This is a genomic window from Sinisalibacter lacisalsi, from assembly GCF_014640115.1.
GTDB lineage: Bacteria > Pseudomonadota > Alphaproteobacteria > Rhodobacterales > Rhodobacteraceae > Sinisalibacter > Sinisalibacter lacisalsi.
Map to the genome: position 1 here is coordinate 806,021 of NZ_BMGI01000001.1, position 18,624 is coordinate 824,644.

Annotated in this window: 23 protein-coding genes; 14 read left to right on the plus strand and 9 right to left on the minus strand. The window is 65.2% G+C overall.

Annotated features, from left to right (window positions below):
- Position 1: 1 nt before the first annotated feature.
- The 3 genes from IEW01_RS04020 to IEW01_RS04030 all read right to left on the minus strand — a co-directional run bounded on the left by IEW01_RS04020 (position 2) and on the right by IEW01_RS04030 (position 2,597).
- Positions 2 to 853, minus strand: a complete 852-nt coding sequence (locus tag IEW01_RS04020; protein WP_188526294.1) for a class III extradiol dioxygenase subunit beta — start codon at positions 851 to 853, stop codon at positions 2 to 4.
- Positions 853 to 1,245, minus strand: a complete 393-nt coding sequence (gene ligA / locus IEW01_RS04025; RefSeq protein ID WP_188526295.1) for a protocatechuate 4,5-dioxygenase subunit alpha — start codon at positions 1,243 to 1,245, stop codon at positions 853 to 855. Before ligA ends, IEW01_RS04020 begins: the two co-directional genes overlap by 1 nt.
- A 146-nt stretch (positions 1,246 to 1,391) precedes the next feature.
- Entirely contained in the window at positions 1,392 to 2,597 is a 1,206-nt protein-coding gene (locus IEW01_RS04030; RefSeq protein ID WP_188526296.1) for a LysR family transcriptional regulator, read from the minus strand.
- A 160-nt stretch (positions 2,598 to 2,757) separates the two neighbouring features.
- On the opposite strand from IEW01_RS04030, the gene IEW01_RS04035 reads away from it, so the two are divergent.
- From IEW01_RS04035 to IEW01_RS04060, 6 genes are all read left to right on the plus strand, one after another.
- Positions 2,758 to 3,495, plus strand: a complete 738-nt coding sequence (locus IEW01_RS04035; RefSeq protein ID WP_188526297.1) for a PIG-L deacetylase family protein — start codon at positions 2,758 to 2,760, stop codon at positions 3,493 to 3,495.
- Positions 3,495 to 4,187, plus strand: coding sequence for a 4-carboxy-4-hydroxy-2-oxoadipate aldolase/oxaloacetate decarboxylase (gene ligK / locus IEW01_RS04040; protein ID WP_188526298.1), 693 nt, complete (start codon positions 3,495 to 3,497; stop codon positions 4,185 to 4,187). The genes IEW01_RS04035 and ligK overlap by 1 nt, the downstream gene beginning before the upstream one ends.
- Before the next feature lie 95 nt (positions 4,188 to 4,282).
- A complete protein-coding gene (locus tag IEW01_RS04045) occupies positions 4,283 to 5,341 on the plus strand; it encodes a 4-oxalomesaconate tautomerase (protein WP_229738045.1) in 1,059 nt (352 codons plus the stop codon).
- Between the two features lie 2 nt (positions 5,342 to 5,343).
- Complete coding sequence (locus IEW01_RS04050) at positions 5,344 to 6,237, plus strand: amidohydrolase family protein (protein WP_188526299.1); 894 nt, start codon at positions 5,344 to 5,346, stop codon at positions 6,235 to 6,237.
- Positions 6,238 to 6,305: 68 nt separating this feature from the next.
- The gene (locus IEW01_RS04055; protein WP_188526300.1) at positions 6,306 to 6,665 is read left to right on the plus strand and encodes a protocatechuate 4,5-dioxygenase subunit alpha; all 360 of its coding nucleotides are present in this window, start codon (positions 6,306 to 6,308) and stop codon (positions 6,663 to 6,665) included.
- 12 nt (positions 6,666 to 6,677) lie between these two features.
- The gene (locus tag IEW01_RS04060) at positions 6,678 to 7,529 is read left to right on the plus strand and encodes a class III extradiol dioxygenase family protein (protein ID WP_188526301.1); all 852 of its coding nucleotides are present in this window, start codon (positions 6,678 to 6,680) and stop codon (positions 7,527 to 7,529) included.
- 69 nt (positions 7,530 to 7,598) lie between these two features.
- On the opposite strand, the gene IEW01_RS04065 is transcribed toward IEW01_RS04060, so the two are convergent.
- Complete coding sequence (locus IEW01_RS04065) at positions 7,599 to 8,447, minus strand: helix-turn-helix domain-containing protein (RefSeq protein ID WP_229738047.1); 849 nt, start codon at positions 8,445 to 8,447, stop codon at positions 7,599 to 7,601.
- A gap of 91 nt (positions 8,448 to 8,538) precedes the next feature.
- Here IEW01_RS04065 and pobA point away from each other — a divergent pair, with 91 nt between their 5' ends.
- The 4 genes from pobA to IEW01_RS04085 all read left to right on the plus strand — a co-directional run bounded on the left by pobA (position 8,539) and on the right by IEW01_RS04085 (position 11,072).
- A complete protein-coding gene (gene pobA, locus IEW01_RS04070; RefSeq protein ID WP_229738048.1) occupies positions 8,539 to 9,723 on the plus strand; it encodes a 4-hydroxybenzoate 3-monooxygenase in 1,185 nt (394 codons plus the stop codon).
- A gap of 86 nt (positions 9,724 to 9,809) precedes the next feature.
- Positions 9,810 to 10,217 carry a universal stress protein gene (locus IEW01_RS04075; protein WP_188526303.1) on the plus strand — a complete coding sequence of 136 codons (408 nt, stop codon included), beginning with the start codon at positions 9,810 to 9,812 and terminating at the stop codon, positions 10,215 to 10,217.
- 73 nt (positions 10,218 to 10,290) lie between these two features.
- Positions 10,291 to 10,611, plus strand: a complete 321-nt coding sequence (locus IEW01_RS04080) for an antibiotic biosynthesis monooxygenase family protein (RefSeq protein ID WP_188526304.1) — start codon at positions 10,291 to 10,293, stop codon at positions 10,609 to 10,611.
- Positions 10,612 to 10,673: 62 nt separating this feature from the next.
- Positions 10,674 to 11,072: a hypothetical protein gene (locus tag IEW01_RS04085; protein WP_229738049.1), complete on the plus strand. Its 399-nt coding sequence runs from the start codon at positions 10,674 to 10,676 to the stop codon at positions 11,070 to 11,072.
- 6 nt (positions 11,073 to 11,078) lie between these two features.
- Here the strand turns inward: IEW01_RS04085 and IEW01_RS04090 are convergent, their stop codons facing one another.
- Together IEW01_RS04090 and IEW01_RS04095 are read right to left on the minus strand one after the other, a co-directional pair.
- A complete protein-coding gene (locus tag IEW01_RS04090; protein ID WP_188526305.1) occupies positions 11,079 to 11,552 on the minus strand; it encodes a YdcF family protein in 474 nt (157 codons plus the stop codon).
- Between the two features lie 63 nt (positions 11,553 to 11,615).
- Complete coding sequence (locus IEW01_RS04095) at positions 11,616 to 12,023, minus strand: hypothetical protein (protein ID WP_188526306.1); 408 nt, start codon at positions 12,021 to 12,023, stop codon at positions 11,616 to 11,618.
- 257 nt (positions 12,024 to 12,280) lie between these two features.
- Here IEW01_RS04095 and IEW01_RS04100 point away from each other — a divergent pair, with 257 nt between their 5' ends.
- Positions 12,281 to 12,631 (plus strand): hypothetical protein, encoded by a 351-nt coding sequence (locus IEW01_RS04100; RefSeq protein WP_229738050.1) that lies wholly within the window; start codon positions 12,281 to 12,283, stop codon positions 12,629 to 12,631.
- A 107-nt stretch (positions 12,632 to 12,738) separates the two neighbouring features.
- Positions 12,739 to 13,554 (plus strand): sugar phosphate isomerase/epimerase family protein, encoded by an 816-nt coding sequence (locus IEW01_RS04105; protein WP_188526308.1) that lies wholly within the window; start codon positions 12,739 to 12,741, stop codon positions 13,552 to 13,554.
- 2 nt (positions 13,555 to 13,556) lie between these two features.
- On the opposite strand, the gene copM is transcribed toward IEW01_RS04105, so the two are convergent.
- Positions 13,557 to 13,916: a CopM family metallochaperone gene (gene copM, locus IEW01_RS04110; protein WP_188526309.1), complete on the minus strand. Its 360-nt coding sequence runs from the start codon at positions 13,914 to 13,916 to the stop codon at positions 13,557 to 13,559.
- A gap of 223 nt (positions 13,917 to 14,139) precedes the next feature.
- On the opposite strand from copM, the gene IEW01_RS04115 reads away from it, so the two are divergent.
- Positions 14,140 to 14,724 carry a rhodanese-like domain-containing protein gene (locus IEW01_RS04115; RefSeq protein ID WP_188526310.1) on the plus strand — a complete coding sequence of 195 codons (585 nt, stop codon included), beginning with the start codon at positions 14,140 to 14,142 and terminating at the stop codon, positions 14,722 to 14,724.
- Between the two features lie 75 nt (positions 14,725 to 14,799).
- On the opposite strand, the gene IEW01_RS04120 is transcribed toward IEW01_RS04115, so the two are convergent.
- Both IEW01_RS04120 and uvrB read right to left on the minus strand, forming a co-directional pair.
- The gene (locus tag IEW01_RS04120; protein WP_188526311.1) at positions 14,800 to 15,606 is read right to left on the minus strand and encodes a trypsin-like peptidase domain-containing protein; all 807 of its coding nucleotides are present in this window, start codon (positions 15,604 to 15,606) and stop codon (positions 14,800 to 14,802) included.
- A gap of 4 nt (positions 15,607 to 15,610) precedes the next feature.
- A complete protein-coding gene (uvrB, locus tag IEW01_RS04125; RefSeq protein ID WP_188526312.1) occupies positions 15,611 to 17,773 on the minus strand; it encodes an excinuclease ABC subunit UvrB in 2,163 nt (720 codons plus the stop codon).
- A gap of 514 nt (positions 17,774 to 18,287) precedes the next feature.
- Between uvrB and IEW01_RS04130 the strand changes: the two genes are divergently transcribed.
- The gene (locus IEW01_RS04130) at positions 18,288 to 18,599 is read left to right on the plus strand and encodes an ETC complex I subunit (RefSeq protein WP_188526313.1); all 312 of its coding nucleotides are present in this window, start codon (positions 18,288 to 18,290) and stop codon (positions 18,597 to 18,599) included.
- Positions 18,600 to 18,624: the final 25 nt, after the last annotated feature.

Sequence of the window (18,624 nt, forward strand, 5' to 3'; positions counted from 1 at the left end):
CTTATCCGTGGTTTTCCAGGATCAGGTGCCCCACCGCCGTGTTGGAGGCGGGCACGTGGTAGTGGCGGTGAACTTCCGTCACCTTTTCGTCGAGCGCGCCGCGCATGACCAGCCACATCACCATCTCGATACCTTCCGAGCCGGTTTCGCGCAGGAATTCGATGTGGTCGATCTGGCGCGCCTTGTCGGGCTCGTTCACAAGCATGTCCATGAAGTTCTGATCCCACTCGGCGTTGATGAGGCCCGCCCGCTCGGACTGGAGCTGGTGGCTCATGCCGCCGGTGCCGTAGATGTGGACGTTGAGGTCTTCGGGATAGCTGTCGATGGCGCGACGGATCGCCTTGCCGAGATTGTAGCAACGGTTCGCCGTGGGCGCGGGGTATTGCACCACGTTGACGGCGAGCGGGATCACCAGCGTGCCCCAGTCGTCGCCGGGCTTGCGGTCGCCATACATCACCGAGAGCGGCACGGTGAGGCCGTGGTCCACTTCCATCTCGTTCATGATGGTGAGGTCGAACTCGTCGAGGATCACGCTCTGCGCGATGTGGCTGGCGAGCTTCTGGTGCCCCTTCACCACCGGCACCGGGCGCGGGCCGAAGCCCTCGTCGGCGGGGGTGAACTCGGCGGCGCAGCCGATCGCGAAGGTGGGAATGATCGAGCTGTCGAAGGCGGTGCAGTGGTCGTTGTAGACGAGGAAGACGACGTCGGGCTTGTTCTCCTCGTTCCACTTGCGTGAAAACTCGAAGCCCTTGAACACGGGCTGCCAATAGGGTTCGTCGGTGATCCCCTTGTCCATCGCCACGCCGATGGCGGGCACGTGGCTGCAGGCGATCCCTGCGGTAATGCGGGCCATTATTTCTTCTCCCATTCGGATTTGTAGCGGTTGCCCTCGATCGGGCGGCCACCGTCGACCATCATCTTGCGATAATCGTCGCGGCTCATGTGGCTCATCATCGCGGCGAGATCCTGGAAGACGATGCCGTCGAAGGCGGCGAGCTTGGAGGTGTAGTAGATGTTGCCGCCAAGCTCGAGCAGCCGGTTCCAGTCGCGGTCGCGCACCGCTTGTTTCTGTTCCTCGCTCATCGCGAAGCGAGACATGTGGGCTTCGGGGTCATCCCGGAACGCCTGTCGGTTCTTTTCCAGCCGCAGCGAGATGCAGAACTGGTTCAGCCAGTAGCCCTCGCGCGAGCGGTCGGCGTCGAACACGAAGGTGCCGGGAATATCTTCGTATGGCTTTTCCGTCATGGGATACTCCTGTTCGCTATTCCCGCGGTGCTTATGAGGTGGGGGCGGCAAAGGGAAATCGAAACCCCCGAAACGCTATTCAATCTTACTATAATGTGAGCCGCGGGCGTTGCCGGGCAAGTTTGGAATCAGGCGCCCGTTCCGGTTCAGACGGCCGCGCGCACCAGGTCGAGAAAGCGCGCCTGGGTTGGCGTCGGCACCCAGTCGGCCCGGGTGGTGAGCCCGATCGGGCGGGCGGACCCGGGCAGCGGCAGGTCGAGCGGCCTCATCAGGCCCTGTGCGATTTCCAACGCCGCCTGCCGGGGGGACAGGATGGTGAGGTAGTCGCCGCGTGCGAGCATGCCGCGCACCAGAACCATCGACGAGGTCACCACGCGCACCGGCGTTTTCTCGAGCGTGCCGATCCCCAGCGTGCGGAAGAGGTAGGCCCCGGCGGGGGTTTCCTTCGGCGGGGCTATCCAGGGATAGGCCAGCGTGTCGGCGAGGCTGAGCCCCGAGCGGCCCTGGAGCGGGTGGCCCGGACGGGCCATCACCGCGAGGGTGTCGTCGAACAGCGGTTCCTGTACCACGTCCTCGGTCGGGGGCGGATCGCGCAGCGCCCCGATCAGCACGTCGAGATCACCATGCCGAAGCTCGCGCAGCAGCTCTGCATAGGGCGCGTCGACGAGCAGGATCTGCACCCCGGCCGCCTCGCGCAGGAGCGCGTCGCAGGCGCTGGGCAGGACCTCGGTGCGCGACAGCGGCATCGAGCCGACCCTGATGCGGGTGGTGTCCTGTCCGCGCAGGCGGGTAAGCTCGTCGAGCCCCTGGCTGAGTTCCGCCGCCGCCAGTTTGACGGCGCGCGCGAAGGCCTCGGCCTGTGGCGTCAACTCGATCCCCTTGCGCCCGGGCAGGAACAGCCTGAGCCCCGAGAGCCGTTCGAGATCGCGCCCGGCGCGGTGGATCGAGGGTTGCGATATCTCCAGCTTTCGCGCCGCGAGGCTGAAACTGCCCGCCTCGCCGATGGCGACGAGCGCGCGCAGCTGCGCCGCCGTCGCGCGGGTTTGAAAATCGGCGACCGGCTTGCCATCGCGCCGCCCGGCGAGGCGCACCGCCTGCGCCGCGCCCTGGGCGAGGATGCTGAACATCCGCCGCACCCGAAGCAGCAACACGTCGCCCTCGGGGGTTGGAAACATCCCCTCTGGGCGGCGGTCAAGGAGCCGGGAACCGAAGCGTTGCTCGAGCCCGGCGATGGCCTGTGTCACCGCGGGTTGCGACAGGTGCACGCGGTGGGCCGCGGCGCTGATCCCGCCCGCATCGGACACTTCCATGAAGGCCCTGAGGTGCCTCAGATTCGGAAAATCAACGGCCATATCAGTGTTTTGTCCTCTTTGAGCGGGGGCGAATGCCCCATGGCTATAGCAAATATTTATGACTGTGGCGCGGGATTCAAATGGTCATGTCGCGCGGGCGGGACTAATCCGGTGGGCGATCGGGCGTGCGCGCCCGCCGTGACAAATCAGGGAGATCCGCATGTCCGAGAGGAAAACCGCCCTCGTGATCTCGGCCCACTCGGCCGACTTCGTCTGGCGCGCCGGTGGCGCCATCGCGCTGCACCAGGCGCAGGGCTACGACGTGACCGTTGTTTGCCTCAGCTACGGCGAGCGGGGCGAAAGCGCCAAGCTGTGGAAGCAGGAAGGCATGACGCTGGAGAAGGTGAAGACCGAACGGCGCAAGGAGGCGGAGAACGCCGCCGCCGCCCTCGGCGTTTCGGATATCCGCTTTCTCGATCGCGGCGACTACCCGCTCGACCTTGGCCGCGATACGCTCGACATGATGGTCGACATCATCCGCGAAGTGCAGCCGAAATGGATGATGTCGCACTCGAAGTGGGACCCGTACAACACCGACCACATGCGCACCACCGACTTCGCGCTGGAAGCCCGCATGGTGGCGCAGGCCTGGGGCCACAACCCGGGCCAGAAAGTGCTGGGCGCACCGCAACTCTACCTGTTCGAGCCGCACCAGACCGAGCAGATGAACTGGAAACCAAACGTCTTCCTCGACATCACGCCGGTGTGGGACAAGAAATGGGCCGCGATCCAGTGCATGCAGGGCCAGGAGCACCTGTGGCATTTCTACGAGAACGTGGCCGAGAACCGCGCCAACCATTTCCGCCGCAACTCGGGCGGCATGGCCGGCGGGCGTGCGGCGAAATACGCCGAAGGCTTCGAGGCGATCTTCCCGCGCACCGTGGACGAGCTGGACTGATGGCGTATCAACCGGGAACCACGGGCGTTGTCGTCCAGAACATCGAGCGCGCGGCACCGGAGGTGATCGACGGGCTCGCGCAATGCGGCGTCGCCACCGTGCACGAGGCGCAGGGGCGCAAAGGGCTGCTCGCAAGCTACATGCGGCCGATCTACAGCGGTGCGCGCGTGGCGGGCTCGGCGGTGACGATCCTCGCCCCGCCGATGGACAACTGGATGATACACGTCGCCATCGAGCAGCTTCAGGCCGGCGACATCATGGTGCTCGGCACCACCTCGCCCTCGGACGCGGGCTATTTCGGTGACCTTCTGGCGACCTCCGCGATGGCGCGCGGCTGCCGCGGGCTGGTGATCGACGGCGGCGTGCGCGACGTGGCGGATCTCGAGGCGATGGGCTTCCCGGTCTGGTCGAAGGCGATCGGCGCGCAGGGCACGATCAAGGAAACGCTGGGCTCGGTGAACGTGCCCGTGGTCTGTGCCGATGCTCATGTGAACCCGGGCGACGTGATCGTGGCCGACGACGACGGCGTCGTCGTGGTGCGCCGCGAAGAGGCGGCGGAGGTTCTGGACAAGGCCCGCGCCCGCGAGGCGAACGAGGCCGAGAAGCGCGCCCGTTTCGAGGCCGGCGAGCTTGGGCTCGATATCTACGGCATGCGCGAGCGGCTGGCCGAAAAGGGGCTGAAATATGTCTGACGGAGGGATCGAATTGCCTTTCGGCAATCCGACCCGCGCGGGGGCGCTGCCCCCGCACCCCCGAGGTATTTCGGCCAGGATGAAGGAGCAGGACCGTGGTTGACGGTGTGCGTTGCATGTGGATGCGCGGGGGGACCTCGAAGGGGGCGTTTTTCCTCGCCGGGGATCTGCCCGCCGATACGGCGGCGCGCGACGCCTTCCTGCTGCGCGCGATGGGCTCGCCCGACATCCGCCAGATTGACGGGATGGGCGGTGCCGATCCGTTGACCTCGAAAGTGGCGGTGGTGCGCAGATCGGAGCGCCCGGGGGTGGACGTGGATTACCTGTTCCTGCAGGTCTTCGTCGACCAGCCGATCGTGACCGACGCGCAGAATTGCGGCAACATGCTCGCCGGCGTCGGTCCCTTCGCCATCGAGCGCGGGCTGGTGACGGCGCGTGATGGCGAGACGCCGGTGGCGATCTACATGGAGAACACCGGGCAGGTGGCCGTGGCCAATGTGCAGACGCCCGGAGCCTGTGTGTCCTACGCTGGGGACGCGCGGATCGACGGGGTGCCGGGCACGGCGGCGCCGGTGCCGCTGGAGTTTCGCGACACCGCCGGGTCGTCCTGCGGCGCGCTGCTGCCGACTGGCAACGTGGTGGACGTGATCGAGGGCGTGGAGGCAACGCTGATCGACAACGGGATGCCCTGCGTGGTGATGCGCGCGGCGGACCTGGGCATCAGCGGGGACGAAACACCCGAGGCGCTGGAGGCGAACGAAGGCTTGCGGGCGAAGCTCGAGGCGATCCGCCTGAAAGCGGGGCCGATGATGAACCTCGGCGACGTGGCGGCGAAGAGCGTGCCGAAGATGACGATGGTGAGCGCGCCCAGCCAGGGCGGCGCGATTTCGACGCGCACCTTCATTCCGCATCGCTGCCACAAGACGATCGGCGTGCTGGGTGCGGTCTCGGTCGCCACCGCCTGCCTGCTGGACGGCGCCCCCGCCGCCGCGCTCGCCCAGACCGGCGTGGGCGAGACCCGCAGCCTTTCGATCGAACACCCCACCGGGGAGATGACCGTCATCGCCCGGCTGGATGAAAACGGAACCCCTGCCTCCGCCGCCATCCTGCGCACCGCGCGCAAGCTGATGGACGGCGAGGTTTTCGGAGACTGACCATGGCAGAAGACCAGATCACCGACGCCGATTGGCTCGACTTCCATCCCGACCCGAAGACGCCCGATTTCGTGCTGCCGGAGGGGGCGGTGGATGCCCATTGCCACGTCTTCGGCCCACGCGCCGAGTTTCCCTTCGCGCCCGAGCGCAAGTACACGCCCTGCGATGCCGGCAAGGACAAGCTCTTTGCGTTGCGCGATCACCTCGGGTTCAGCCGCAACGTGATCGTGCAGGCGACCTGTCACGGCAAGGACAACAGCGCCACGATGGACGCCTGCCGCGCAGCGGGCGACCGCGCGCGCGGCATCGCCTCGGTGCGCCATGACATCAGCCGCGAAGACCTGGCCGAGATGGACGCGTCCGGTATTCGCGGCGTGCGGTTCAACTTCGTCAAACGCCTTGTGGATGCAACCCCGCGGGCGCATTTCACCGCGGTGGCCGAGCGCATCCAGGAATTCGGCTGGTCGACGGTGGTTTACTTCGAGGCCGCGGATCTCGAGGAACTGGCCCCCTTCCTTGAAAGCCTGCCGGGCATCATCGTGGTCGATCACATGGGCCGGCCCGATGTGGCCAAGGGCGCGGATCACCCCGATTTCCAGCGCTTCGTCGACCTGATGGCGCGCAACGAGAACATCTGGTCGAAAGTGACCTGCCCCGAGCGCCTCAGCCTCGAAGGCCCGCCCGCTTACGCCGACGTCATCCCCTTCGCCCGCCGGCTCGTGGAGCAGTTTCCCGACCGCGTGCTCTGGGGCACCGACTGGCCGCACCCGAACATGAAGTCGCACATGCCCGACGACGGCAACCTCGTCGACTTCATCCCAAAAATCGCGCGAACACCCGAGGAGCAGCGGCAACTGCTCGTGGACAACCCGATGCGACTGTATTGGGCGAAATAGGAGCGCAATCCGAAACGCGGAACCCGGTTTTCGGAGCCAATTGCGCGTCAAACACAGGAGGAGAGACGATGGCGGATATGCCAGCGTTCGATTACCACATCGACATTCCCGGCACGACGATCTTCGACGGCAAGCAGGCGATGAAGGGCTATGCGCTGAACAAGATGTGCTATTCGTTCAACAGGGCCGAGAACCGCGAGGCGTTCAAGGCCGATGAAGAAGCCTTCATGGAGAAATACGGCCTTAACGACCAGCAGAAAGAAGCGATCCGCAAGCGCGACGTGCTCGGGCTGATCGAGGCCGGGGGCAACATCTACTACCTCGCCAAGTTCGCCGGCATCTTCGGCCTCTCGGTGCAGGACGTGGGCGGTCTGCAGACCGGCATGAGCACCGACGAATTCAAAGATTACCTGAAATCGCAGGCCTGAGGAGGAACGATCATGGCGAAAATTCTTGGCGGTATTACCACCTCGCACATCCCCGCGGTCGGCAACGCGATCCAGAAGGAGCTTTACGACGATCCCTACTGGAAGCCCTTCTTCGATGGTTACCCGAAGATCCACCAGTGGATCCAGGACCACAAGCCGGACTACGTGATCAACATCTACAACGATCACGGCCTTGGCTTCTTCCTCGACAAGATGCCCACCTTCGCGATCGGCGCGGCGCATGAATACAGGAACGAAGACGAGGGCTGGGGGCTGCCGAGCCTCGATCCCTTCCCCGGAGCGCCCGAGCTGAGCTGGCACATCATCGAGAGCATGGTGGCCGACGAGTTCGATATCACCTCCTGCCAGGAACTTCCGGTCGACCACGGCTTCGTGGTGCCGATGCAGCTGTTCTGGCCGGGGGCGCCGCATCACCCCGACATGCCGAGGACGGTGCCGATCAGCGCCAACACGGTGCAGCACCCGATCCCGACGCTGAAGCGCGCGCTTGCCTTTGGCCGGGCGCTGCGCAAGGCGCTGCTGAGCTTTCCCGAGGAGGATGCCAAGATCGTTGTGCTCGGCACCGGCGGGCTTTCGCACCAGCTCGACGGGCAGCGGGCGGGCTTCATCAACAAGGAGTTCGACCAGTATTGCCTCGAGAACATCGTGCATAATCCCGACGAGCTGACGAAGATCACCCGGATGGAGCTGGTCGAGAAGGCGGGCGCGCAGGGCACCGAGTTCCTGATGTGGATGATGATGCGGGGCGCGCTTGGCGACGACGTGACCGAGATCACCCGCAACTACCATATCCCGATCTCGAACACGGCATCGGGCACGCTCTTGCTGGAGTGCGCGGCCTGACGGCAAGGCCGGGGGACGCTGCCCCCCGGACCCCCCGAGGTATTTGAGCCAGGATGAAGGGGCCGCGGTTCATCCCGCGGCCTCTGTCCGTTTGCGGAACTGGCGCGGGGAAAGGCCGGTGGCGCGCCGGAAGACGCGGGAGAAATGCGCCGGGTCGTCATAGCCAAGGGCATAGGCGACCTGCGCGATCGAGAGGTTCGAATAGGCCAAGTTGCGCCGGGCCTCGCGGATGATCCGCTCCTGGATCGTGGCCGAGGCCGGCCGGCCGGTGGCGGCGCGCATCACGCGGGAAAGGTGGGTGGGCGTGACGCCGAGGCGCGTGGCGTAGGCGGCGACGGGCCAATGCGCCGCGTAGTGCGACTCGACGAGGGCTTCGAAGCGGTTCTGCAGCGTGGTTTCCGCCGGGATGCTGGCTGGGGCGGCGCCGGCGATCGCGCGCGCCACGAGCCCGGCGAGAAGGGCAACGCGGGCGCGCAATTCATGCGCGCGGGCGAACCGGCGGGCCTCGAAGGCGGCGAAGATCGCCTTGATCGTGGTCTCGATCTCTTCGGTGCCGTCGATCACGCAGGGCCGCGCGAGCAGGGGGCGCAGGCCTTCGCCCTCGGCGAGTCCTTCGTCGAGCACCTCCGCCGGGATCGTCACGACCCAGCCCTCGGTGCCCGGCGTGAAGCTGTAGGCATGGACGCAGCCGATGGGCACGTTGGCCAGGTGCCCGCCGGCGAGCGCCAGCGTTTCGCCATCGAAGGTGCCGCGCCCGCCGCCTTTCGCGATCAGCAACACCTGGTGCAGGCGGGCGTGACGGTGCGGGGTGAACTCCCAGTCGTGGCGCACCGACCGCGCCGCGATGGTTTCGCAATGGACGACGTCGGGCAGGTCGGCGCTTTCGCCGAACAGGTTGAAACTCTCGATGGCTTTCATGTTCGATCCATACAAGTTTGGGACGGGTTGATCCATTCAAATCGGCGTGGATTCTGCGATGATCGGGGCTCTGAATTTGGGAGGAAACGCGATGACGAACACGATCAGGACGAAAGTCGCCATTATCGGCGGTGGCCCCTCCGGGCTGATGCTGAGCCAGTTGCTCGACCTCAAGGGCATCGACAACGTCGTGCTCGAAAAGCACACCCGCGATTACGTGTTGAGCCGCATCCGCGCCGGCGTGCTGGAGCACGGCTTCGCCGAGTTGATGCGCGAGGCGCAATGCGGCGAGCGGATGGATGCCGAAGGCGAGATCCACGATGGCTTCTTCATCAACGACAACGGTCAGATGCACCGGATCGACCTTGCCGGGCATACCGGCGGCAACTCGGTGGTGGTCTATGGCCAGACCGAGTTGACGCGCGACCTCTACGATGCGCGCGAAAAGATGGATGGCAAGGTGATCCACGAGGCGCTCGACGTGGCGATCCATGACGCAAAGACCGATGCGCCCTGGCTGACCTACCGGCAGGGTGACGAGACCTTCCGGGTGGATTGCGACTTCATTATCGGCGCCGACGGCTTCCACGGTGTGAGCCGCAAGTCGATCCCGCGCGACGTGCTCAAGGAATACGAAAAGGTCTACCCGTTCGGCTGGCTCGGCGTGCTCAGCCGCACCAAGCCGGTCAGCCCGGAACTGATCTACTCGCGCACGGAGCGCGGCTTCTCGCTCTGCTCGCTGCGCAGCCAGGTGCTTTCGCGCTACTACATCCAGGTGCCGCTCACCGACAGCGTGGAAGACTGGTCGGACGAGGCGTTCTGGGACGAACTCAAGCGCCGCCTGCCGGATGACGTGGCCGCGAAGCTCGAAACCGGCCCCTCGATCGAGAAGAGCATCGCACCGCTGCGCTCCTTCGTGGCCGAGCCGATGCGCTGGGGCAACCTGTTCCTGGCCGGCGACGCCGCGCATATCGTGCCGCCCACCGGCGCGCGCGGGCTGAACTCGGCGGCGTCGGATATCTACTATCTCTATCACGGGATGGTCGATCACTACCTGAACGGCGACAGCACCGGGCTGGAAGAGTATTCCGCCAAGGCGCTGGCCCGGGTCTGGAAGGCGCAGCGGTTCTCGTGGTGGATGACCACGATGCTGCACAACTTCCCCGACCGCCCGGACTACGACCGGAAGTTGCAGGAGGTGGAACTTGCCTATCTGCTCAGCTCCGAGGCGGCACAGGAGTCGCTGTCCGAAAACTACGTCGGGCTGCCGTTCTGATCGAAAGGCGCGCGGCGGTTGACCTAGGTCAAGGCCGCCGCGCGCTTTGGCCCCCACACTTGGCGCGAACATTCAGGGAGCGCGCCATGTACAAGAACATTCTAGTCCCCGTGGCCTTCGAAACAGGCCGCGACACCATGAAGTCCATCGAGATCGCCGAGTCCCTCGGCGGCAGCGAGGGCAAGGTGACGGCGTTGCACGTGGTTGAGGAAGTGCCCTCCTACGTCGCGCAATACCTGCCCGAGGGGCAGATGGAAGCGAATATCAAGGAAGTCGAGGATATCCTCGCCGAGCGTCTCGGTGGGCATGACCGCGTGATCGTGAAGGTGATCGAGGGCCATGCCGGGCATTCGATCGTCGACTATGCCACCGAGCACAAGATCGATTGCATCGTGATCGCCTCGCACCGCCCCGGGCTGCAGGATCTGTTCCTCGGCTCGACAGCGGCGCGCGTCGTGCGTCATGCGCCGTGTTCGGTTCACGTGGTGCGCTGACCGCGGGGGCGCTGCGCGATTTGGTGCTTTCGGAGTGCGGTGCTAGGCTGTGCTAGCAGCATGGGAGGAAGAAATGCCCACGATCACCACCGATCCGAACGTCCAGACCGTCATCACCACCTTCGAAGTGACGCCCGGCACCTGCGATGACCTGCTGGAAGAATTGCGGGTTGCCTGCAACGAGTTCGTCTCGAAACAGCCCGGCTTCATCGGCGCCGCGGTGCATGTGAACGACGCGCGCACGCGGATCGCGAACTATACGCAATGGGAAAGCCGCGAGGACTTCCAGACCACGCTTCGATCCGAATCGATGCAGGAATATCATCGGAAATTCAATGAATTGTGCAGGACTTTCGAGCCGGTGATGTATGAGGTTGTCACCACCTCGGGCTGACGCCGCGATGCCGCGCCGTGACGGCCTGACGATCGGGTGACATCACCAAAGGAGGAAATGTCATGACAGGTTTTTCCAGGTTCGCCCGCGCCGCGGTGATCGCCGCGGCCGTCGGCTTCGCCGGCGCTGCGTCGGCTCAGACCGAGATCGGAGGTTACAGCGCCTATATCGGCTGGGAGGATCTGCACAATTCCAAGGGCGCACGGCTGACCGCGCCGTGGCAGGTGGTGCGGCAGGATCGCGCCAATTACCACCGTTTCGGCATCAGTCAGCCAGGCGATGACTGGGATCCGTTCTTCGCCAGTATGGAAAACCGCGCCGCGATGGAACGGATGATCATGAACGGCACGATCGAGCCTTCCGCGGCGCAAATCCTGATGCAGGGCGGGGCGACCGTTTTCGTTCGGATCTATGGCCAGGGCGGTGTCGGCAACTCGATCCGGGTGACCGTGTCGCGCTGACGGCGCTCAGCGGCGAAGATGCAGCAGGTAGGCGAGCAGGGCGGCAACCTCGCGCAGGGCGGCGCGCACCGTGACGAGCGCGCGGGTGCCGCGCAGAGGCGGGCAGGCGCCGCTCGCTTCGAGCCCGAGGCGGCGCGCCACCAGGCGGGCGCGCGGCAGGTGCCAGGCATCGCTGACGAGCACGACCTTCGCGCCTTCGGGCAGAAGGTCTCGCGAGAAGGCAATGTTTTCCAGCGTGTTGCGTGACCGGGTCTCGAGCGCGATCACGTTTTCGGGCACACCGAGGCCGGTCAGAATATCGCGGACTGCCTCGGCTTCGGTGGGGCGGTGGGCGCCTTCGCCACCGGTGGCAACGATGCCGCCAACCTTCCCCGCATGGTAGAGCGCCGCAGCCGTTTCCGCGCGGCGCCGCAGCGTCGGCGAGGCCACGCCACCGGCCCAGACGGCGGCCCCCAGAACGATGGCGACAGGCTTGGTCATGGCGCAACGCTAGCGCGCTGGCGAACCGACGGCCAGCGCCCGGTTGCAGCTTGCGCTGCCCCGTCACTCCGGTGGCGGGCGCGCCTCGGCCCGGTCGCCATAGCCGCAGCCGGCGGCAGCGGCCATCGCTGCCGGGCGCAACGCCGCCATCCGCGCTTCGAGCGTCGCGAGCCGGGCGCGGTGCAGCCCTTCGTCAATTGCCACGGGCCGCAGCTCCCATTCCCGCCGTTCCACGAGGCAGGTGTTCCGCTGCCCACCTTCGTGACAGTCGACCGGCGCAAGCCGGATCACCTCGACCCTGTGCAGCGCGTGCCCCCGCACGAGATCGGCCTCAATCCTGCGCGCCTCGCGCCAAGGGCCGCGATATTCCGCCGTCGCCTCAGCGAAACACCGCGCCTCGGGCGAGAGCCCTCCGCAGCCCGCGAGCGGGGCAAGGCCGATGGCGCAAAGCAGGCGGAGCCGAGGAGTCATTGCCGCAAGCCTGCCACGGGGATGGTTGCCGGATGGTTAAGCCTGATCCGGGGTTGCGGCGTTTTGGCCCAGTGGCGCGCCGGGTTTTAACCCGTATAAAAGATACAACTTTTGAATCACCGGAGCGGCGCGAGATGCAAGGGCAGGGCAAACACGGCGGGCAGACCCATCCAGGCGCCGACAAATCCGAGCGCCATCGCCGCGATCAGGACGTCTTTCATGAGCTGCTGCGCCGCCACAAGGAAATCCGGCGCGAGGTGAGTGAACTGCCCGACGGCATCCGCGCGGTCACCGAAAGCGATGATCCGGCCCTTGCCGGCCTGATCCGGGCCCATGCCCACGAGATGCACCGCCGCCTTGGCGAAGGTTTCGGCCTGCGGCACTGGGACCCGGCCTTCGTGGAGATCTTCGCCCGGCGCGACAAGCTGCGGCTCGAGGTGACCGATACCCCGAACGGCGTGGTGATCGAAGAAACCAGTGACGATCCCAACGTCGTGCTGCTGATCCGGGCGCATGGCGCGGTGGTGTCGGCCTTTGTCAGATCCGGGGGGCGGGCGGCATCGCAGCCAAGCCCGCTGCCGGAAGACTACGTGCGGGCGGCGTCCTAGGTCCTCCCTGACCTCTTCGCCCGCGCGTCGCTTGTCCCGCCCCACACCGGACGGGGTGGGACAAGCACCCTGTTTCATGGCAGTCTCGCGACCGGAGGACCTGATTCATGAAAGACCTGCCCATCATCGGTGCACAGCTTACCGTGCTCGACCTTCCCAAGCACCGCGACTGGCTGTTCGAGAAGAACCGTGATCTCGAATTGCCCGAGTTCTGCATGGCCGACATTCTCGCCGCGCCCGATCCCTTTATCGACATGGCGAAGAAGGCGCTCAAGGGCTGGAGCGGGCGGCTGGGCATCCATGGCCCCTTTGCGGGCTTCGAGTTGGACGTGAAAGACAAGGAGATTCGCGCAGTGGTGCAGAAGCGGCTCGACCAGGCGCTCGATGTCTGCGACGCGCTGGGGGCGACCCAGATGGTGCTGCATTCGCCCTACAACCACTGGGATCTGACCAACCTCGACAACAACGCCCGCGCCCGCGGCAAGCGGATATCGGCCGCGCTCGACACTCTGGCGCCCGCGCTGAAGCGGGCCGAGGCCATCGGGGTGGAAATGGTGCTGGAGAATATCCAGGATGTTGATCCGAAAGACCGCGTGGCGGTGGTCGAGGCGGCCAACAGCCCCGCGCTCAAGGTCTCGGTGGACGTGGGCCACGCCTACTGGGCGCATGTCATGGCCGGCGGCCCGCCAGTGGACCGCTACGTCTCTTTCGCAGGCGATCTGCTCACCCACGTGCACCTGCAGGATGCCGATGGCTACGCCGACCGCCACTGGGTTCTGGGCGAGGGCACGATCCCCTTCGCCCCGATCTTCGCCGCACTTGGCGCGCTGAAATCAAACCCCCGGCTGATCGTCGAGATTAACGAATTCGGCCGGGTGCCCGAGTCGGTCGCCCATCTCGAAAGGCTGGGGCTCGGGCAGTAGCCCTAGTGGCCCCGGGCCGCGAGCCAGGCGCGCATCCAGGCGATCTCTTCCTCCTGCGCGGCGATGATCGCTTCGGCCAGCGCGCGCACCTCGGCGTCGGCGCCGTGCTCCAGCACGATCCGGGCCATGTCGACCGCGCCGGCGTGGTGCGGGATCATGCCCTTGATGAAATCGACATCGGCATCGCCGGTGAAGGCGATCGCCATGCCTTGGTGCATCGCGTCATTGGCGGCGATGTAGGCGAGGGTGGAGGGGGTGGCGTCGGCAGACATGTCGTGGCCGGCGTGGCCGGTATGATCCTGGGCGATGGCGGGGGTGGCGAGGAGAAGAGCGACGAAGACGGGGCGGATGTAACGACGCATGGCAAGCTCCGGTTCTTTTGTTTTTGACCGGAATAGCTGCCAACATTCCAGCGGGGGAAGGCAAGTAACGGATGCGTGCATTGCGGCGGCGTTCGCGCAGCCGGCGGGCGCTTCCTTCTCGCGCTGACCGGGCCTCGCCGTCGGGCTCATAAAGGATGCAAGGTCGCGCGAAGCTTGCTAGGCTCGGCGGAATTGCACGAGATTTTGACAGGAGGTTTTCCCCATGCGTTTTCTACCCCTCGTTCTGGCCGTCGTCGCGGCCCCGGCACTGGCCGCCGACCCGGTGAACATCCGCCCCGATCTGCCCTCGGTCACGGTGGACACGCCGAACGGCCCCGCCGTGATCTCCCGCGAGCAAGACCCGGCGGCGAAGCTCGACGGTGACTGGGCGCTCGTCGCCCGCGCCTGCCCGCCGTTCTGCGTGCAGCCGATGCAGCCCGCCGAGGGGGTGCGCACGATCGGCGAGCTGGAACTGCTCGACATGCTGGCCGACCCCGACGCTGTGGTGTTCGACAGCCGCACGCCCGACTGGTTCGCCGGCGGCTCGATCCCCGGCGCGGTGAACATGCCCTACACGTCGATGGCCGACCGGCTCGACGAGGTTGGCTGCGAACTGGATTTCGACGGTTTCATCTGCGAGGACGTGCCCGAGATCGCGCTGTTCTGCAACGGCCCGTGGTGCGGCCAATCCCCCACCGCGATCCGCCGGATCATCGAGGCCGGCTTCCCGGCGGAGAAGATTTCGTATTATCGCGGTGGCATGCAGGTCTGGCGGATGCTGGGGCTGAGCGTGACGGACCCGGAGTAGGGAAAAACTGGCCGGCGTAGGGTGGGTGATTTCACCCACCATCCCGCGCGGTCATGATGGGTGCGAGCACCCATCCTACGCTTGCTCTTGCCTCGAAAAGGGAGCTGTCGGCCTCTTGGGGTTTTCTATCATTTGCGAAACCACCTCGCTCCTCCAAACTCGTCCGAGTTGAAAGCCGGTTTGATCGTTACCATTCCTTCCCGCGTAAACTCCGATAAATTTTGTCCAGAAGCCGAAAAATCCGCTATGCGGTCCTTCACCCTCGCGCCCGAAGTTGCCAAGTGCTTTCACGAAAACTGGCGCACCTGACATGCCTTCTCTTGTGGCTGAATCGCACAGAAAAACCGGCGTTTCGTTGAAGTCTAGTGTCGGCTCTGTAGCAATGGAAGCTCGTTTCCAAATCGGTGTTTGAGCCGGGCCGCGGAGCGCTTGCGGGAAGCCAACTATGAAACAATCCGATCCCGCTTCTGCCCAGATTCGGTCGTCTTGTTCTTTGTCATTTACAGCGAAGACATCCAAATTTTCCCCTAGGTCTATCGCAACCACATCAAAGTTCCTGTGGTCTTGATGTTCTATCCAATCGGGTTCACCATTCTTCCACAGATTGACCCTGATTGATTTAAACTCTACGGAGGTATATCCGTCAGTTGATCTTCCGTTTTTGCTGTAGAAATGAACGTCCAAAAAAAGTGGGTCGAAGGCATTTTCCAGCATCACACCGGTTTCGTTTCGTCCGGTAACAACATGACGATTTGAAATCAAAAAAATACGCTCATCGACACGCCAGAAAAAGCCTGTAGCTGACGCTCGTTCCTTCAAGTTTGCGCAACGAGCTTCCACAAAGGCAACACATTTGGTTTCAAATGAAACACTGGCTCGCATTCCCTCACCTCCCCCGCCTAGCCTTCCCACCCCTTTGCCCCGGCCGCCCCGCCGTTGACCGCCCCTTGACCGCACCCTTCACCGCCGTGTCGCTGGCCGCTTCCACCGCCGACTGACGCGCGAGCGGGTCGTCGGCCACGGCGAGTTCCACTGCTTCCAGCCGATGGATCTCGTCGCGCAGCCTTGCCGCTTCCTCGAACTCCAGGTTTTCCGCCGCCTTGCGCATGTCGATGCGCAGGGCATCGAGGTGCGCGGCCAGGTTGGCCCCGACCATGGCCTTGTCGACCTGGACGGTGACGCGGCTCATGTCGGTGTCGCCCTCGTAGAGGCCCGCCAGCACGTCGTCGACGTTCTTGCGGATCGTCTCCGGCGTGATCCCGTGTTCCTCGTTATAGGCGATCTGGCGCGAACGCCGCCGGTCGGTTTCGGCCAGCGCGCGTTCCATCGAGCCGGTGATCCGGTCGGCATACATGATGACGCGGCCCTCGGCGTTGCGCGCGGCGCGGCCGATGGTCTGGATCAGCGAGGTCTCGGAGCGCAGGAAGCCCTCCTTGTCGGCGTCGAGGATCGCCACCAGCCCGCATTCGGGAATGTCGAGCCCCTCGCGCAAGAGGTTGATGCCGATCAGCACGTCGAAGGCCCCCAGCCGCAGGTCGCGCAGGATCTCGATGCGCTCGATCGTGTCGATGTCGGAGTGCATGTAGCGCACCCGGATGCCCTGTTCGTGCATGTATTCGGTGAGGTCTTCGGCCATGCGCTTGGTGAGCGTGGTCACCAGCGTGCGCAGGCCCTTGGCCGAGACGCGGCGCACCTCGTCGAGCAGGTCGTCGACCTGCATCTCGACGGGGCGGATTTCCACCTCCGGATCAAGCAGCCCGGTGGGGCGGATGACCTGCTCGGTGAACACGCCCCCGGTGCGGTCCAGTTCCCAGGCCGAGGGCGTGGCGGAGACGAACACGCTTTGCGGGCGCATCGCGTCCCATTCCTCGAACTTCAGCGGGCGGTTGTCCATGCACGACGGCAGCCGGAAGCCGTGTTCGGCCAGCGTCATCTTGCGCCGGAAGTCGCCCTTGTACATGCCGCCGATCTGCGGAACGGTGACGTGGGATTCATCGGCAAACACCAGCGCGGTGTCGGGGATGTATTCGAACAGCGTGGGCGGCGGCTCGCCGGGGGCGCGGCCGGTGAGGTAGCGCGAATAGTTCTCGATGCCGTTGCAATGCCCGGTGGCCTCCAGCATTTCGAGATCGAACCGGGTGCGCTGCTCCAGCCGCTGGGCCTCCAGAAGCTTGCCCTCGCGCTCGAACTCGGCGAGCCGCAGGGTCAGCTCTTCCTTGATCCCCTTCATCGCCTGCTTGAGCGTGGGCGTGGGGGTGACGTAGTGCGAATTGGCATAGATGCGCACCTTGTCGAGGCTGTCGGTTTTCGCGCCGGTGAGCGTGTCGAACTCGGTGATCGCCTCCAGTTCCTCGCCGAAGAACGAAAACCGCCAGCCGCGATCCTCGAGGTGGGAGGGCCAGACTTCGAGGCTGTCACCGCGCACCCGGAAGGTGCCGCGCGCGAAGGCGTTGTCGTTGCGCTTGTATTGCTGGGCGATGAGATCCTTGATCACCTCGCGCTGGTTGTAGTCCTTGCCGACCTCCAGGTCCTGGCTCATCGCGGTATAGGTCTCGGGGCTGCCGATGCCGTAGATGCAGCTCACGGAGGCGACGATGATCACGTCGTCGCGCTCCAGCAGCGCCCGGGTGGCGGAGTGGCGCATCCGGTCGATCTGCTCGTTGATCTGGCTTTCCTTCTCGATGAAGGTATCGGTGCGCGGCACGTATGCCTCGGGCTGGTAGTAATCGTAGTAGCTGACGAAGTACTCCACCGCGTTCTCGGGAAAGAAGTGTTTGAACTCGCCGTAAAGCTGGGCCGCCAGCGTCTTGTTCGGGGCGAGGATGATTGCCGGGCGCTGGGTTTCCTCGATCACCTTGGCCATGGTGTAGGTCTTGCCGGTGCCGGTGGCGCCGAGCAGAACCTGGTCGTGCTCGCCCGAGGTCACGCCTTGCGAAAGCTCGGCGATGGCGGTGGGCTGGTCGCCCGCCGGCTGAAACGTGCTGTGCATCACGAAGCGCTTTCCGCCTTCGAGCTTGGGGCGGGCGGGGGATGGCTGGGCGAGGGACATGGCTCTTCTCCTGTTCGCGCTATGTTCGTGCCGTTTCCCGGTAGACGCAAGAGGGCGCTCGGGCCACGGTGCGGCAACGCTCCCCCCGGCAAATGTTGCCGGATCGGCCGCAATCAAGGGCCTTGGCTCAAACAAAAAAAGAGGCATCGGCGGCCAGGCCCACCCGCGGCGCGCATCCGCAAGAACGCCTTCGCACCGGTCGCAGCGGCAAACCGGGCCGGTCAAGCGCGGTGTGTCGCTGGAATTCCTAACAGGGCGTTACTACTTAAAGGAGAACTTTTTTCATTAAGGCATACCCAAAGGTGCAATTCACGGTTGCGTCGGAGCACCCCGCGCGTTTAAGCTCCAAGGGCAAGCAGCAAGTAAGGCTGCCGGTCCCGGCGAACACCCACCCCACCCCTCGCTCCCTCGCCGCGGATCGGCAGCCAACTCGCAAGACTTCCTCCCCGCCCCGTTTTTGCCTTGCGAAAGCGGGGCGCTTTTCGGATAACCCGGGCAGCAACAGGAGAAGCACATGCGCGCCCGCATCTACCAGCCCGCCCGCAACGCGATGACATCCGGACAGGCCCGGACGAAAACCTGGGTTCTGGAATTCGCCCCCGAGGGCGGCAAGGAGATCGACCCGCTGATGGGGTGGACCAGTTCGGCCGACACGCAGGCGCAGGTTCGGATGCGGTTCTCCACGAAAGAGGCGGCGCTCGAATATGCCCGCGAGCACGGCATCGATGCCACCGTGCTCACGCCCCACAAGCGCAAGCTCAACATCCGCAAGGGCGGCTACGGCGAGAACTTCGCCCCCAACCGGCGGACGACCTGGACGCACTGAGGCCGGCTTTGGTGCCGGCCCGCGC